The organism is Ruegeria sp. CDSC021, assembly GCF_059610845.1.
The window spans coordinates 1-16104 of the sequence record NZ_JBXWOK010000007.1 but is presented as its reverse complement, the minus strand read 5'-3'; the positions used below and the strand labels follow the sequence as shown (position 1 = coordinate 16104).

At 58.1% G+C, this 16104-nt stretch carries 17 protein-coding genes; 10 read left to right on the top strand and 7 right to left on the bottom strand.

The features are described from left to right. From AC2FGB_RS12070 to AC2FGB_RS12055, 4 genes are all read right to left on the bottom strand, one after another. Positions 1-951 carry an ABC transporter permease gene (locus AC2FGB_RS12070; RefSeq protein WP_271950952.1) on the bottom strand — a complete coding sequence of 317 codons (951 nt, stop codon included), beginning with the start codon at positions 949-951 and terminating at the stop codon, positions 1-3. Continuing rightward, positions 948-1925, bottom strand: coding sequence for an ABC transporter permease (locus tag AC2FGB_RS12065; protein ID WP_142638424.1), 978 nt, complete (start codon positions 1923-1925; stop codon positions 948-950). The genes AC2FGB_RS12070 and AC2FGB_RS12065 overlap by 4 nt, the downstream gene beginning before the upstream one ends. Positions 1926-2021: 96 nt before the next feature. After that, positions 2022-3587 carry an ABC transporter substrate-binding protein gene (locus tag AC2FGB_RS12060; protein ID WP_496694070.1) on the bottom strand — a complete coding sequence of 522 codons (1566 nt, stop codon included), beginning with the start codon at positions 3585-3587 and terminating at the stop codon, positions 2022-2024. 104 nt (positions 3588-3691) lie between these two features. Continuing rightward, on the bottom strand, positions 3692-5272 hold the full coding sequence (locus AC2FGB_RS12055) for an ABC transporter substrate-binding protein (RefSeq protein ID WP_185956712.1): 1581 nt from the start codon (positions 5270-5272) through the stop codon (positions 3692-3694). A 567-nt stretch (positions 5273-5839) separates the two neighbouring features. Here AC2FGB_RS12055 and AC2FGB_RS12050 point away from each other — a divergent pair. Genes AC2FGB_RS12050 through AC2FGB_RS12035 form a run of 4 tightly spaced genes read left to right on the top strand, consistent with a single transcriptional unit; the run spans position 5840 to position 9066 of the window. Continuing rightward, entirely contained in the window at positions 5840-7327 is a 1488-nt protein-coding gene (locus tag AC2FGB_RS12050; RefSeq protein ID WP_496694069.1) for an FAD-binding oxidoreductase, read from the top strand. Continuing rightward, positions 7324-7734: a DUF4383 domain-containing protein gene (locus tag AC2FGB_RS12045; RefSeq protein WP_496694068.1), complete on the top strand. Its 411-nt coding sequence runs from the start codon at positions 7324-7326 to the stop codon at positions 7732-7734. Before AC2FGB_RS12050 ends, AC2FGB_RS12045 begins: the two co-directional genes overlap by 4 nt. Beyond that, positions 7731-8783, top strand: coding sequence for a hypothetical protein (locus AC2FGB_RS12040; protein WP_496694067.1), 1053 nt, complete (start codon positions 7731-7733; stop codon positions 8781-8783). Before AC2FGB_RS12045 ends, AC2FGB_RS12040 begins: the two co-directional genes overlap by 4 nt. Further along, entirely contained in the window at positions 8773-9066 is a 294-nt protein-coding gene (locus tag AC2FGB_RS12035) for a hypothetical protein (RefSeq protein ID WP_281995551.1), read from the top strand. The genes AC2FGB_RS12040 and AC2FGB_RS12035 overlap by 11 nt, the downstream gene beginning before the upstream one ends. A gap of 51 nt (positions 9067-9117) precedes the next feature. Here the strand turns inward: AC2FGB_RS12035 and AC2FGB_RS12030 are convergent, their stop codons facing one another. The 3 genes from AC2FGB_RS12030 to AC2FGB_RS12020 are packed head-to-tail and all read right to left on the bottom strand — an operon-like array spanning position 9118 to position 12229. Then, positions 9118-10077 carry a sensor histidine kinase gene (locus tag AC2FGB_RS12030; RefSeq protein ID WP_281995550.1) on the bottom strand — a complete coding sequence of 320 codons (960 nt, stop codon included), beginning with the start codon at positions 10075-10077 and terminating at the stop codon, positions 9118-9120. After that, the gene (locus tag AC2FGB_RS12025; protein ID WP_496694066.1) at positions 10074-10751 is read right to left on the bottom strand and encodes a response regulator transcription factor; all 678 of its coding nucleotides are present in this window, start codon (positions 10749-10751) and stop codon (positions 10074-10076) included. Before AC2FGB_RS12025 ends, AC2FGB_RS12030 begins: the two co-directional genes overlap by 4 nt. Beyond that, positions 10748-12229 (bottom strand): DUF4153 domain-containing protein, encoded by a 1482-nt coding sequence (locus AC2FGB_RS12020; protein WP_281995549.1) that lies wholly within the window; start codon positions 12227-12229, stop codon positions 10748-10750. Before AC2FGB_RS12020 ends, AC2FGB_RS12025 begins: the two co-directional genes overlap by 4 nt. A 158-nt stretch (positions 12230-12387) precedes the next feature. Between AC2FGB_RS12020 and AC2FGB_RS12015 the strand changes: the two genes are divergently transcribed. From AC2FGB_RS12015 to AC2FGB_RS11990, 6 genes are all read left to right on the top strand, one after another. Then, positions 12388-12759, top strand: coding sequence for a YciI family protein (locus AC2FGB_RS12015; protein WP_142638441.1), 372 nt, complete (start codon positions 12388-12390; stop codon positions 12757-12759). A 4-nt stretch (positions 12760-12763) separates the two neighbouring features. Beyond that, on the top strand, positions 12764-13999 hold the full coding sequence (locus tag AC2FGB_RS12010) for an RNA polymerase sigma factor (protein ID WP_496689889.1): 1236 nt from the start codon (positions 12764-12766) through the stop codon (positions 13997-13999). 67 nt (positions 14000-14066) lie between these two features. Then, positions 14067-14453 carry a VOC family protein gene (locus AC2FGB_RS12005; RefSeq protein ID WP_142638446.1) on the top strand — a complete coding sequence of 129 codons (387 nt, stop codon included), beginning with the start codon at positions 14067-14069 and terminating at the stop codon, positions 14451-14453. 24 nt (positions 14454-14477) lie between these two features. Then, a complete protein-coding gene (locus AC2FGB_RS12000) occupies positions 14478-14876 on the top strand; it encodes an MAPEG family protein (protein WP_496689890.1) in 399 nt (132 codons plus the stop codon). Then, positions 14876-15220, top strand: a complete 345-nt coding sequence (locus AC2FGB_RS11995; protein ID WP_271950983.1) for a TfoX/Sxy family protein — start codon at positions 14876-14878, stop codon at positions 15218-15220. Before AC2FGB_RS12000 ends, AC2FGB_RS11995 begins: the two co-directional genes overlap by 1 nt. 16 nt (positions 15221-15236) lie before the next feature. Continuing rightward, positions 15237-15899 (top strand): DUF2461 domain-containing protein, encoded by a 663-nt coding sequence (locus AC2FGB_RS11990; protein ID WP_496694065.1) that lies wholly within the window; start codon positions 15237-15239, stop codon positions 15897-15899. Positions 15900-16104: the final 205 nt, after the last annotated feature.

The window sequence follows — 16104 nt, the reverse complement described above, 5'->3', positions numbered from 1 at the left end:
TCACCGCAGCTTGGGGTTCAGTGCATCGCGCAGCCAGTCGCCCAGCAGGTTCACAGACAGGGCCAGCGCCAACAGGGTGCAGGCCGGGAAGAACAAAATCCACCACTCACCCGAGAACAGGAAGCCCTGCCCGATACGGATCAGCGTGCCCAATGACGGCTGGGTTGGTGGTGCCCCTACGCCGAGGAAGCTCAGCGTTGCTTCGGCAATGATCGCCAGCGCCAGTGAGATCGTGGCGATGACCAGAACCGGGCTGAGTACATTGGGCAGGATGTGGCGGAACATGATCGGGAAAGAACCGCGCCCGATCAGGCGGGCGGCCTGCACGTATTCCTTGTTCTTTTCCACCAACGCCGCACCGCGGACGACCCGGGCAAACTGCACCCAGTCGGACAGGGCAATGGCGATGATCAGAACATAGATTGCCATCTCGTCACGATATTCGGGTGGGGTCACGCCTTTGGCGATGCCAAAGATCAGCATGGCGACCAGAATGGCAGGAAAGGTCAGCTGCACATCTGCGACCCGCATGATCAGCGTCTCGACCCAGCCGCCGAAATAGGCCGCGACCAGCCCCAGAACAACTCCGATGATCAACGCCAGCAGCACCGCCGCTGCGCCGACAAACAGGGATATGCGCATCCCATAGAGGATGGTCGAGAACACATCGCGCCCCTGATCGTCGGTGCCCAGCAGGAACGTGTCCTGCGTAAAGGCATTCGGCGTGCCCGGCGGTGTAAATCCGTTCATCAGGTTCAGCGTTGCCGGATCAAACGGGTTATGCGGCGCAATCAGCGGGGCCAGTATTGCCGCCAGCACCAGCAGGACCACAACAAATGAGGCAACCATCGCCACGGGCGAATGACGGAAGGACCATGCGAAATCGCTGTCCCAAAATTGGGCCAGCCGCGATTTGGGCACTTGTCTCGAAGTTTCAGAAGTATCGGTCATGTGGCCCTCGCGTCGACACGCAGGCGCGGGTCAATGGCATAGTACAAAAGATCGACGATCAGATTGATCGACACGAACATGACCGAGATCAGCATCAGATAGGCGGCCATAACAGGGATATCGACAAACTGGATCGCATTTATGAACAGCAGGCCCACACCGGGCCACTGAAACACCGTCTCGGTGATGATGGCAAAGGCGATGATCGAGCCCAGCTGCAACCCGGTGATTGTGATCACCGGCACCAGCGTATTTTTCAGCGCGTGGCGAAAATTGATCACCCGGTCCGACAGCCCACGCGCACGTGCAAAACGGACATAGTCGGCACGCAGGACCTCAAGCATTTCCGACCGCACCAGCCGCATGATCAGCGTCATCTGATACAGGCCCAGCGTGATCGCCGGCAGGATCAGCGCCTTGAGCCCCGAGGTTGTCAGGAACCCCGTGGACCAGCCGCCAATCATAACGGTCTCGCCCCTCCCAAAGCTGGGTAAAAGATCCAATTCAACCGAGAATATATAGATCAGCAATATCCCGATTAGGAAGGTTGGCAGGGAAACCCCGATCAACGACACGGTCATGATGATATTCGCCGCCACCCCCTGTCGTCGAATCGCTGTGAAAACGCCCAGCGCGATGCCAAGGGTGATGGCCAGAAAGCCCGACACAAAGGCCAGTTCCAATGTCGCGGGGGCGCGTTCGGCTATGATGGTCGAAACCGGTCGGCCTTGCCGGTAGGACACGCCAAAATTGCCCTGCACCGCGCCTTGCAGGAACTTGAAATATTGCACCGGAAACGGCTGATCCAGACCAAGATCGGACCGCAGCCGGTCGATATCGGCCTGCGTACGTTCCTGCCCTAGCATGTTGTCGATCGGATCACCGACAAAGCGGAACATCGAAAAGGCAACCAGACCCACGATCAGCAGCACGATCACGGATTGGAACATCCTTTGGACAATATAAGCGAACATTCGTTTTCCTCGTTGATCGGACTGTCTATGCAAGCCCGGGCGGGGTGGTCAAGATACCGCTAACGCAAGCTAGCGTTTTCTGGCCCCGCCCCGGTTTCAGTTAACCGTTACCCAGCGCAGCAGAAAGAAGTTGTCCGGGCGCTGCGTCAGTTCGACATTGCTGCGTGTGCCCCAGACCAGAGGTTGCACATACATCGGCACATAGACCTGTTCGTCCTGAATGATCTGCGTGACCTCATCCAGCATCGCCTGCCGTTTGCCCGCATCCAACTCGGACTGGATCTTCGGCAGCAGCTCATCCACCCGCGCGTTCGAAAATCCGCCGAAATTCCAGCTGCCCAGCTTTTTCTCTTCGTTTGGGGTAGCCACAAGGAAGCGCACGGGGTGTTCGGCATCAAATGTACCGGGGCTCCAGCCCAGCAGGTACATATCGTATTTGCCTTCCCTGAGTTCCGGCCAGTAGTTACGGACCGGCATGGCATCCAGTTCCGCAGTGATCCCGATCTGGGCCAGCATGCTGACAACCGCCTGGCAAACGGCCTCATCATTCAGATAGCGGTCATTGGGGCATTTCAGCCCGAACGAAAACCCATCTGCATATCCGGCCTCGGTCAGCAGGGCCCTTGCGGCATCGACATCAAAGGCGGGACGGTCTGCATTCGCCTCGGAATAACCACTCATCGCCGGGCTGACCAGTTGCGAGGCCGCTTCGGCATTCCCCCGCATGATAGTCGCAAGAATGGCATCCACATTGACCGCCTGTGCCACTGCCTTGCGGACGCGCGGGTCACGGAACGGGTTCGGTTTGCCCGCATCGTCGGTGTATTTAAGCACCTCAGCCTGATGATCGAACCCCAACATGATGACCCGTGCCTCGATCCCCTGAATGACGTCGACATCCCCGTTTTCCTTCAGGCGCGCCACATCCTGAATCGGCACCGGGTTGATCATGTCCACATCGCCTGACAACAAGGCTGCAACCGCTGTCGCCGGGTTTTGGATCGGAGTGAACTCAGCACTTGTGATGTTGTGGTCGGCCTGATCCCACCAGCCGTCAAAGGGCTCAAGAACCGTGCGCAGGCCGGGCTCTCGTGCCGCAAGTTTGAAGGCGCCTGTGCCGTTGGCGTTCAGGGTGGCGTAATTCCCGACCTCTTTGTCGGGCACCGCTGCGTCATTGGCCTCGGCCCAGCCCTGATCCATGATCATCCAGTTGGCGATTGAGGATGGGAATAACGGGTTCGGCGCAGTCGTCATGAAATCGACCGTATAGTCGTCGACCACGATCACCTCGCTGATGGGCGCGAACCAGCTGCGGGTATCCGCCGCCTCGCCCGAGGCGCGCTGATAGCTGAACAGCACATCCTGCGCATCAAAGCTGCTACCGTCATGGAAGGTCACGCCCTCACGCAGGTTAAAGCGCCAACCTTCGCCGTCGCCTATCGTCTCCCAGCTGACGGCCAGCGCGGGTTGAACGCTCATGTCCTTGTCGCGGCGCACAAGGCCTTCGTAGACATTGTTCAGAAACCCCAGAACCGGGGCCGAGTTGACCGCGTGCGGGTCCATCGTCTGCGGGTCCGTGGTCGAGGCCCATTTGAATTCGGCAGCCTGAACGCTGGTGGTGGCCAGCAAGGCCAAAGCAATGGCACTGTTCCTGAGGGTCATGGCGAAATCTCCCTTTTTTGCCCCGCGATGCGGTGTTGCGCTTAACAATAGCGCAAAAGGCAGGGCGCGAAACCGCGCCCTGCCAAATCACTGATCTGAATGGCTTAGTTCAGAGTGAAATATTTGACCTTGGGCTGATCTTCGGCATCCACTTCGATGCCCACACCATCGGCCATACCCCAGTTCAGAACCTGGTGATGAATGGGGATGTAAAGCGCTTCGTCCTGCACAACCCGCCAGATGTCGGCGATGTCGGCATTCCGAGCGTCAAGATCGGTATTCGAGGCAAGCGACTTGATCTTCCCGTCCAGCGCATCGTCCTGATAACCGGTGCCGTTCCACGTGCCGATGTCATCTTCGCGTCCATGAACAAGGAAGTTGAAGATGTATTCCGAGTCATATGTCGGCACACCCCAACCCAGCATGTAGAAATCTGTCTTGCCATCGGTGATCAGCGGGAAATGCTGCGCCTTGGGCTTGGCGTCCAGATTCACGGTCACGCCGATCTGGCCCAGCATCCCAACAGCCGCCTGACAGATAGCTTCATCGTTGATGTACCGATCATTCGGGCAGTCCAGCCGAAGCGAGAAGCCATCGCCATAACCTGCCTCTGCCATCAGTTCCTTGGCCTTGGCCAGATCGGTGGAGGATTCGCCGTCCATGTCAGAGGTCCAGCCATTCACGAAGGGCGGTGCGATCATGCCTGCAGGCTGCGACTGGCCGCGCATCACGACCTGCTTGATCGCATCACGGTTAATCGCCATCGACATCGCTTGACGCACGCGCACATCGGCCAGAGGGTTCTTGCCGTCCACGTTATCCGCCTCGATGTCATCGGCACCCTGGTTCATACCAAAGAAGATCACCCGGTTCTGCGGGGCTTGCTTGACCATCAGACCGTCGACACCATTGACGCGTTCAATGTCCTGCACCGGCATATCCTGGAGGAAGTTCACCTCACCCGACAGCATCGCCGCAACGCGGGTCGCAGCGTTCTGGATCGGGGTATAGATGATCTCGGTCACTTCCATCGGGAACTGGTCGATGCCCCAATAGTTGTCGTTGCGCACCATTACCGTCTTGATGTCAGGTTCGCGGCTTTGAAGAACATAGGGGCCCGTACCGTTGGCATTGGTGGTGGCATAAGTGATTTCGCCGCCTTCGAAATCCTGAACATTAACGGTGTCATTCGACTCGGCCCAGCCCTTGTCCAGAATGAACAGGTTGGTCAGGTTCGACGGCAGGATCGGGTTCGGACCATCTGTGACAATCTCGACGGTGAAATCGTCAACTGCGCGCACTTCGACGATCGAACCGATCAGCTCTTTCATGTCGGAATTAGGTTGCTTGGCTCGGGTAAAGCTGAACACCACATCTTCGGCGTTGAAGTCCGCACCGTCATGGAATTTCACGCCCTCGCGCAGCTTGAAGACCCAAACATTCGGGTCATCGGCCTTGGGGCCCCACTCGGTCGCCAGCGCGGGCTCGAATGCACCGGTCACGTCGCGGATGATCAGAGGCTCGTAAATCTGGTGTCGCACGGTGTGCGTCGGACCTTCATTCTGCGAATGCGGATCCAGCGTCAGAGCATCACCGGCCCGCGCCCAGCGCAGCGTTTCCGCCGAAGCGCCCGCCGCCATCAGCGCCGTCGCACTTGCAGCGATCATCAGGTTTCTTAGAATCATTTGTAACTCCCCTTTTTGTTAACATCGCCCTTTGGACGACAGACCATTTTTACGGCCTTGGTGGTCCTGATCATCCAGATCATCGTTACAGTTGCAACACCTGATTGAGCATAAAAACGGCAGTTTGGCGGATGCCCCGACGCAAATCTGCCGTGCGCGCATGAACTTACGTAGCGGAAAGCTTACGCCAAGCTGTGGCCGCTGACTGTCTTACAAGTACGGATTTCCGCAGTTTTCAAAACATGCCTTCCGGTTGAACATTCCGGGAATGAAGTCAAGTTTCGAGCCACTTGCGGTCAAAAAACTGGTCCTTGGACCTTGCCCGAATCTGCTGAACATGGCGCATCGCCATGCTGCAGGTACCCGTCGGCCTGATCCGGGGCAACTAGGACACCTTTGCGCTGGTACAGCAGGCCTTGGACTTGCACATTCTTCGACCCGATGCCCAAATGGACACCTTGGCAGGGGTCAGGCAAATACCCCGGATTGAGGCCCGCAGAAATTTCAAACTGCGCTTAAAATCATTCTTGATCAGATGTCCCAGTTAACTTCGGGAGAAATCGAAAGATGAAAACATTTACCAGAAGGGCGGCCTTGTTTGCCGGCGGAGGGTTGGCAGGATGGGTTGCGTCACGGTGGCTGGGACCGGACCTTCCTGTCTATGAAGGCACAAGAAGGACATTTGCGGAAACCGGCGACAAAGTGATGAATGACGCCAGCGGACTGTCACCGACACCGATCCACAAACATCTGGTGCTCAGCGATGACCCCGGAGACACGCTGATCGCCGCCATCCGGCAAGAGCTTTCGGAGGCCAGATCAGAAGGACGCCCGGTCAACATTGGGGCCGCGCGGCATTCCATGGGTGGGCAAGCCATTCCCCGCAACGGCACAGCGATTACCTTTGACAATGGATCGGTTCAGATCGACGGTTCAGCCGGGACCTATCTGGCCCATGCCGGAGCCCGCTGGTCACAGGTCATCTCAGCGCTTGATCCCGCAGGCTGGTCCCCCAAAGTCATGCAGTCAAATAATGATTTCGGTGTCGCCGCCACTTATTCGGTCAATGCACATGGCTGGCCGGTTCCCTTTGGCCCGATGGGGGCGACGGTCCGATCGTTGCGCATGATCCTGCCCTCGGGTGAGTTGGTGACCTGTTCGCCCACCGAGAACACCGAGCTGTTCAATCTGGCGATGGGCGGGTACGGGTTGATCGGCGTGATCGTGGACCTTGAGGTCGAGATGGTTCCAAATTCACGCCTGACGCCGGGTTTCGACATTCTGGAAGCAGGAGCGTTTGCCTCGGCCTTTCGTGCGGCGATTGACGACCCGGCGGTCACAATGGCCTATGGCCGCCTGAATGTTGAACGCGATACGTTTTTCGAGAAAGCGCTATTAGTGACATATCGCGAAGGCTCGGACCAGTCGGACCTGCCACCAGCGTCCGGGTCGGGGTGGATGTCGCATGCGGCCAGCCGTCTGTACCGGGCTCAACTGGGCAGCGAGCCCTTCAAATCCTTCCGTTGGTGGAATGAAACACGGCTGGGCCCAGCGCTGGGTTCGGGTGAGGCGACGCGGACCACTTTGATCAACGAACCGGTTGTGACTCTGGACGACCGCAACCCGGACCGGACCGACATCCTGCACGAGTATTTCGTGGGGTTCGATGCGTTCGACGATTTCTTATCAGTGTGTCGCGCGGTAATTCCGGCCTCGTATCAAGAGTTTCTGAACGTAACGCTGCGCTATGTCGCACAGGACGATCAGGCCGTTCTGTCCTATGCAAGCGAACCGCGGATCGCCGCTGTCATGTCGTTCAGTCAGGAGCTGACCGAACGCGGCGAAGCCGACATGGCGCGGATGACCCGGGCGCTGATCGACGGGATCGTGGCGATTGGCGGAACCTATTACCTGCCGTACAGGCCACATGCGACACTGGATCAACTGACTGCAGCCTACCCCAATGCGGAAGGGTTTGCGCAGGCAAAACGAGAGCTTGATCCGCAACTGGTTCTGCGGAACAACCTTTGGGACAGCTATCTGGGGCGTCTATGAGCAACCTTCAAAAACTCTGTCTGGTTTACTTTGTCTCGCTGATGATCGCGGCATCGCTGAACTATGTTCCCGGCCTGACGGATCAGGATGGTCTGGCCTTTGGCATCTTTGCGCTGGATATCTATGACGATGCGCTGCATGTGGCCTCGGCCCTTTGGGCGCTGATCGCCGGGCTGATGTCACACCGCGCGGCTCGCAGCTTTCTGATCCTGTTCGGGCTGGCTTATCTGGGGGACGGCGTGTTCGGGTTTTTCACCGGTTATGGCTATCTTGATCTGGGTATCTTTACAAACCCATCGGCCGGGCCGGAATTGTCCCTGCCCCGGCTGTTTGCCAACTTTCCGCATCTGGCGCTTGGCGGGATTGCCGCCTGGGCCGGGCTGCGGGACCTGAGGCAAACCGCATGAGGTTCCTGTTTCGCTGGACCAAGCGGCTGGTTCTGGCGCTGATCCTTGCCGGGATCGCGCTGGCCGCTCCGATCCTCTATGTGGAAACAAGCTGCCGTGGTACGGGTCAGCCCCCGGCTTATACCGCCCTGATCGACCCGGCACATCACCGGGCCGAGACCCGCACGCTGATGACTTATCCCGAGTGGCACATTGTCCACGCATACGAGGATTACGCCGAGGTTCTGCGCACTCAGGACCCCCATGATTACGGGTTCTGGAGCAGTATCACCGGGTTTTGGGGGTCACTTTGCGACCTGAACCGGAACGCCTCCGCGCTCGGTCAGGTTGATGGGGCCACCAAACAGATGGTCTATGTGATCGGTGCCAGCTTTTCCGCCGAGCTGGCGCTGAAGGCTGCCTATGAGGAAACCCTCGGTCGGCTGGCCTCTGCCTTGCGGGGCCCACAGCGGGCACCTCTGGATGATTTGTCGGCACAGCAGGCCGCCGCATATGCCGCGTTCCTACAACAGGTTCCGTGGTATAAATGGCCCTTCGCCGACGACGCCCAGAGCCTGGTCGAACAAAACAGCGGCAGCCTGCGCGACAGCGAGAGGGCGATTGCGCTGGGTCTGGAATACGGTGCCAAACAGGCCTATGCGGGCGTGATCGAACAGGCGGTTGCGCAGGTCGGCGCTGATGAGCTGACGCTGAGGATGATCATCACCGGCGCCAGTGCGGACAGCCTGTCTGCCTATCCCGGCGTGAAGGTTATCTCTGAAGGCCCAAACGGAGTTGAGATCGAAACGCCGCGCTACCGCACCCTGACCAACCTAATGGCGGAAATGGCCAGCGCGGGGGTCGAGATTGTCGAGATCGCCGGCAATGACGACATTCTGTTCACCGCCCTGTCGGATCAACCAACTGCGCCGGATGCAATCTTCAGCGCCCAACGACAAGGGTTCGGGGACTATCGTCATCTGATACTGGTCAAGGTTCCGGACCTCTCGCAGCGTCTGCGCCAGATCCAGGGGGACGGCCTGACGCTTGAGCATATCCATGACTATTAGATCACTCCTGACAGCCATCCCCCTTATGGTGCTTGGATGGCTGTCGGTTCTGGTGGTCGTCGCATTGATAACGGACGAGGCCCCTGCCTATGTCGTGGTCTTTCCCTCAGAGGGGTTGATGCGAAATCTAGCGGATGATGTGGCGGTCATCGACTCTTCGCAAGTCAGTGTCACGGTCACATCGGATAGCAGCGGGTTCGCCCAATCGCTTTACCGGCAAGGGGCACGGCTGGTCCTGCCTGCGGGCCTGCCCGGTTGCCTTCCACTGCCTGCCCAACAGTGATCAATTCTGTCAAACATTCGGGGCCAATACACGAATGACCTATGGCCCCGATTAGAACCTGAAGAACCGCAATTCAAAGCACGCGCCACATGGGGCGGGCAGGTTTTCGATTTCACCGCGATGCGCAGACAGGATGTTACGGACAATAGCCAGACCCATACCCGTCCCGCCGCTTTCCCGGCGGGTGGTAAAGAATGGATCGAACACGCGGTCGACGTTACCGGGCGAAATCCCCACCCCATTGTCGGACACGGTCAGAATAACCGCATTTCCAGCTTCTTCGGAACGCAGATCCACCGCGCTGGCCCCATGATCTTTGGCGTTTTGCAGAATATGGCCCAGAACGATCCGCAACCCCTCGGCCGAAATCGGGAATGCGATATCATCCGCCCCGGACAGGTTTAGCTCAAGCGGAGGCGCCCCAGGCAACGCATCGCGCAGGGTGCTTGCCCCGACATATCGGGCCTCGCGCGCGCGGGCGGCATCCCGAAGTGCTGCAAGCTGGGTTTCGATCTGCTGACGCGCGCCGTCGATCTGCGCGATTAGGGCTTTGGAGTCATCGCTGCCATCTGGGGTGTCCTGTAGCATCTCAACCGCCGCGCGGATTGCGGTTACCGGCGATTTTAACTCATGCGTGACGTGATCGGTATAAGACCGGATGGTCGCCTCACGGTCACGCAGCGCCTCGGCCATGGTGACGACCTGAGTTGCGGTCTGGTGAAGCTCTTTGGTGCCGAAATGCTGGATTGAGGCCGCCTGGGTACCCGCCTCTTGCGCCCCGGCATAGGCCTGCAGGGCTTTGATCGGGCGAAGCAGTAGGCGCACCAGCAACCAACCCAGCCCCGACGTAGCCAGAAAGATCACCCCGCCCAGAACCAAAGCAGAGTTCCGAAATCCGAATTCTGGCCCCAGATAACGCAGAGCCACCAGACCCGCGAATGACAGACCCAATGTCCCGACCAGCGCACCGCCCAGCACAAATGCCAATGAAGGCCGCCAGCGCCGGGTCACCCCAGCCTCCGCATCCGGATGCCCTGTCCATGCACGGTTTCCACCGCGTCGGGCAAACCAACCTCTGCCAGTTTGTTCCGCAGGTTCCGCAGGTGGCTGTCCAAGGTCCTGTCCGAGACCTGGCTGTGCGCGCCCCAAATCTCGGCAATCAGGGCCGTGCGGGGAACAAGACGGCCCGGTGTTTCCATCAACATCACCATGATCTGAAACTCAGTCCCGGTCAGGGCAATTTCCGTGTCGTGGCAAGCACAGAGTCTTGCGGTCCGGTCCAAGGTCAAGGGGCCGTGCCGCAGATTTCCCGGCGCCGCCACAATGCGATTGGTGCGCCTTAGGATCACCTTGACCCGCGTCACCAGTTCGCGCGGGCTAAAAGGCTTGGTCACGTAGTCATCGGCCCCAAGTTCCAGCCCCAGAATTCGGTCGACCTCATCATCGCGGGCGGTCAGGAACAGGATCGGGACGTCCGAACGGGTTCGAATTTTCTGACATACGGCAAAGCCATCCAGTTCGGGCAGGCCAACATCCAGAACGATCAGGTCCGGTTCGTCGCGAAACGTGCTGATTACGGCTTCCTGACCGTTGGCGGCGGTCGAAACGCTGTAGCCAGCGCGTTCCAGCCCCAGACGCACAACTTCACGCAACCGCGGATCATCATCGACAACTAAGATATTCATATACCCGGACCGATACTGCTCAGATCGGCACCATAGCGGGACAGGCGCCACTTTCGAAAGCCCCATTCCTGCCAGCTGTTGATCGGGTCGGCTTCAAAATAGCACAGCGAATTCGGATACCCGTAGCTGTTATGCATCCCGGTCATGGGCCCCAACGAACACAGATAGGCATAGTCCGGTTCGGGCAGTTTCAGGTTTCGGGTCGCGATCACATGGGCAAAATTCACAAAACTGGCGCAATAGAGGACCAGTATGCTCAGAATGCCGGTTCGCGCGATCAACCAACTATTGGATTTCCTGAACGCTATTTGCCACCCAACCAGCGCCAGACCTGCCGCAACAAGACCCATCCAGATCTGCGCATAGATACGCAGGTAGGTCAGGCCATAGGTGCCGACATATAAATCCAGACGCATCAACGCCGCACCGCACAGAGCCACATTTTGTGCCAGCCACAACACCATCAGCGGTTTCAGCACCCGATTTTCATCCAGAAACGGCCGCGCTGCCAGGGCGAATGCACCGGCCAGCAGCGCCGTTACCAGCAACGGATATGCGCCGCGATGGGCATAGGATGCATAGCTCATCCCCTCGGGCAATGAGGCCCCGCCCAGCAGAATCGAAAGGTCCAGCACTGTCTGAACACCAATCAGTGCATTGAACACCCAGAGCGCCCGCAGGACCGAACCACCGTTGAGGCCGGGGATCGTCTGAGGGCCTGCGAATTGTCGCGGGTTCAGTCCGCGAAGCGGGTGATTGTCAACAAACGGCCAGATGATCAGCGCAATCCCTCCCCAGAACATGGCGCGCTGCAGCAGTTGACCGAAAGCGATATCCGGGGTGACAAGGGATTGGAATACCGGGTTCGCCTCGGCCAGCAGGGTAACAAAAACCATCGTCCCGCCAATCGGCAGACCCCAGTTGCGCAGGAACTGCCGAACCCGCTTCCAGCCGCCTCCGGCATCGCTGACAATCGTGGTTTTCAGGCCGGGTATCGCGCGGACCGGGCCAAGCCAGTTCTTTGGAAGATCAGTCAGAAACCCCAGCGCCAGCAAAAGCAGTTCCAGAACCTGGCCTTTCGGGTGCCTGACCCAGACAATCGCAACGACGAGCCCGGACAAAAGAAACGCGACCGATAATGGTTGAACGAAATCCACGACCGGCAAAACACTCAGCACCAAAACCGTTGCGGGCATAAGCACCCCTTTGCCAGACCGATCCGCGGGCAGGCCGCACAAAAAGACCGCCACAGCAAAGACCGCTAGAGACACACCCGCCTGATGCCCCCAGAACAGGTAATCCGCCAGCGCGACCAGCAAGATAAACCCGATCACGCGCCATGCGCGACCATCGGTGGCAAACCCCGGGGTTGAACCCGGCGGGCCCTTGGTGCCTGAAATCACCGTCTCTTCCGACAGCCACCAAGCGTCCAGCGCCACAGAATTCGGAACTCCAGATATTATAAGTTGCTGCGCCATTTCTTCCCTCTTGTGTTTTAAGGGACTGGTTTGACCCAAAGGTCGGGAAGCTCGGGTGCAGAAGATCTGCAGAAACTGTGCAGATCGGTGAAATGAGTGTCGGATTTGCAAAGCCTCGCGCGTCCTAGCAGGATGAAACCAACATCGCGGAGGTAAAAATGATCTATGCAATCTCGATCTATGGTCAGGCGGGTGTGTTCGAAGCGTTGCCACAGGACCGTCAGGACGATGTCATGGCTGGACATACGGTGCTACAGAATGCCCTCAGGCAGCGCGGGGATTTCCTGTCCGTCAAACTGATGCCCCCGACTACGGCTGTCACAGTCGAACCCGCGGCTGCCGAGACTCTGCAACCTATGATCGTCGACGGCCCGTTCGCTGAGACGAAAGAAAGTTTTCTGGGCTTATATCTGGCCGAGTTCAACGATCTGGATGAGGCGCTTGAACATGCGCGAATGATCTCGTCACCTGTTGCCCGGCTTGAGGTCCGCCCCGCCGCCTGGGCAGGCGGGTCGATGACCTTGGATTGACCGCGTGTCGGATTGGCTAGAGGCCACGTTCTTGCAGCAACGCCCGCAGGCCATCGCGGCCCTGACGCGGTATTTCCGGGACATCGACCTTGCCGAAGATGCATTTGCCGAAGCCTGTCTAAAGGCCCTGACCGTATGGCGCAAACAAGGCGCGCCGCGCGATCCGCTAGCTTGGCTTTTGACCACCGCCCGTAATGCCGGGCTGGATGGTTTGCGCAAATCCCAACGCCGCAGCGCAATCCTGACCCGCCACAGGGAAGAATTTCATTCCATGGCTGATGACGCACCAGATCCGGACGAGCTGCGCGACGATGTTCTGCGCCTGCTGTTCATCTGTTGTCACCCGGACCTAAGCCGGCAAGACCAGATTGCGCTGGCCCTAAAAATTGTTGCCGGGTTGCGTGTGGAAGAAATCGCCCGTGGTTTCCTTGTCAGTACAAAGGCAATGGAACAGCGAATTACCCGCGCCAAGAAAAGGATCGCAGGAAGTTCTGTCGCTTTTGAAACACCCACGCCACAGGAGCGGGCTGCGCGTTTGGGCGAAGTGTCTTTGATGATCTACCTGATGTTCAACGAAGGCTGGTCAACCTCGGGTGGCCCGGTGCAAATCCGGCTCAAACTATGCGATGAGGCGATACGTCTGGCCCAGCTGCTGGTTGCCTTGTTCCCGACGATGGCCGAGCAGATTTCACTGCTGGCCCTGTTGCTTCTGCAACATGCCCGTCGTGAAGCACGGCTAGACGATCAAGGTGATCTTGTAGCCCTGGAAGATCAGGACAGGGCCCTTTGGGACAAGGCCAACATCGCCGAAGCGACAGCCCTGATGCAAAAGGCCGAACGGCTGAACCAAGTTGGTGTTTACGGTATTCAGGCCGCAATCGCCGCCGTTCATGCGCATGCCCAATCGACAAAAGATACCGACTGGTCTCTGATCGAGGCGCATTATGCCGCGCTCTATCGCCTCCAGCCCTCACCTGTCATCCGCCTGAACCAGATCGCCGCCGGGTCCAGGGTTCATGGCCCACGCCGCACGCTTGTTGCGTTGGATACCGTGGCGAATGATCTGGCGTCTTATCGCTGGTTCCATGCCTTGCGCGCGGCAATGTTGCGAGAGATCGGCGATCTTCCCGCCGCGATCCAGTCCCTTAACCGCGTATTGAACCTTGGTCCGACGGGACCGGAACGTGTGGCGGTCCTGAAAGAAATCGCCGCCTGTGAAAAAGATTTGAACCAGTTGTAGGAAAGGCCGATCCTCACGCGTCCTTTGTTCAGTCCCGCATGCAGCGGGCAATCAAAGGGAGATAGAGATGAGCATTCTGGACATGACCACCGTTGGAAACTCGGGCTGGATCGGGCATTCCGGGCCAGACCAGACCAAGGCCAAGCAATTCTACAAAAATGTGCTGGGCTGGAACATTAACGAGATGCCGATGCAGGACGGGTCAAGCTATGCCGCCGCGGTGGTTGGTGAAACGCCAATCGGAGGGTTCTCGCCCATGCCCGAGACGGATGGCAACTGGACGATCTATTTTACGGTTGCTGATGTCGATAACAGCCTAGCAGCCGCAGTTGCACAGGGAGCCTCAGTCTTGCAACCCGCCATAGATATGCCCGGGGTCGGCCGGATGGCCACTCTGAACGACCCACAAGGCGCTCGGTTTGCGTTGATTACTTATGAAAGCATGGCGTCTTAATCTTGGGCAGACAGGAGAATTCCCATGGAACACACACCGCAAATCGCTCTGCTTGTGACAGCAATCTTTGTGCTTATGAGTATTCCGATGGGAATTCTTGTAGGCATCAGACGATCCCAGACCGGAATTTTACTGCTGCACGGGGATGACGACGAACTGCTGCGGCGGATTCGGGCACATGGGAACTTTACTGAATATGTTCCTCTGGCGCTGCTGGCTTTGGCGGGGGCGGAAATTGCCGGTGCCTCAGACTGGCTGGTCGGCGGATGCGGTCTTGTGCTGTTGGTGGCCCGCGCCGTACACTATGTCAGCCTGCGTTCCACCCCCGACGGCAAAGGTCGGGTGATCGGTGCCGCACTGACAACATTGGTGATGCTCGTCTTGTCCCTGTCAATTCTTTGGCAGTTGGCGGGATCAGTCTGATGCCAAATGATGAACACCTGAATCAACGTATGCGCCTCGCCCTCGAGGCGCATATTGGAATTTCCGAAATGCGGATGATGGGTGGCACCTGCTTTTTTCTGAACGGCAATATGTTGTGCGGCGCGCGCCGCGACAAAGACGGGTTTGGACGGTTCATGTTCCGTGTCGGCAAGGCCAAAGAGACCGAGGCGCTTTCTAATCCGTTTGCAAACCCGATTGTCCACGGAAAGCGAAAACTCGGTGGGTTTGTCGTTGTAGACGAGGTCGACTGCGATCCGGCTGCGCTGGGTGACTGGCTGAGCCTGTGCTTGGCGCACGCCGCCAGCCTGCCGCCGAAAAGTTGAATATCAGGAGAAGATGATGGATCAGTTCCGCTGCTTTTCGCCCGAGGCCCTTCAGTTTCTTTCTGAACTGCGAGCCAATAACCGACGCGAGTGGTTTCACGCCAACAAACAGATCTATGAGGCCGCGATCAAACAGCCCGCAGAACAATTTGCGGCCCAGATGTCACAGGCGCTGGCCGAGATGACGCACATGCCCCATTCGGTCAAGATCTATCGTATTCATCGAGACGTGCGGTTCTCAAACGACAAGACACCCTATAATCCTCATCTGCGCATGTCTTTCATACCCGGCGATTGCGGAGATCAGCCCCCGCTTTGGCATTTCGGGCTGTCCCCGGATTGCCTGTCCCTTGGGTGCGGCGTCTTCCAATATGAAAAAGCAGCCCTAGAGAAGTACCGGACCGGTATAGCAGGACCAGCGGGCGATGACCTCATGGCAATTATCAATGATCTTACGGCCAGGAATGTCAGGATCAGCGAACCCGAGTTGAAGCGTGGACCGTCAGGCTATTCGAGTGATCACCCTCATCTGGACCTTCTGCGCCGCAAGGGGCTTACCGTTTGGACAGATCTTACCGCCCAACCCACCGTAACCCAGGCAGGTCTTAGGGAAGAATGTCTAAATCAATTTCAGCTCTTCCACCCGGTGTTTCAGAACTTGCAATCCCTTGGCACCTAGCAGACCTAACACAGGATCATGTTATCCCTTGCCTTTTTCAACACCAGGGGCCTCACGAAGTGAGATCGTGCAGCAAAGAGTCCGGTGGGCTGTTTGTAGGTCTGACGGGCGGTTTAGCAAATATCGCTGGTTGCGGGAGTAGGGTTTGAACCTTTGGCCTTCAGGTTATGAGCCTGACGAGGTGAAGACGTTAAGCAATTGATCC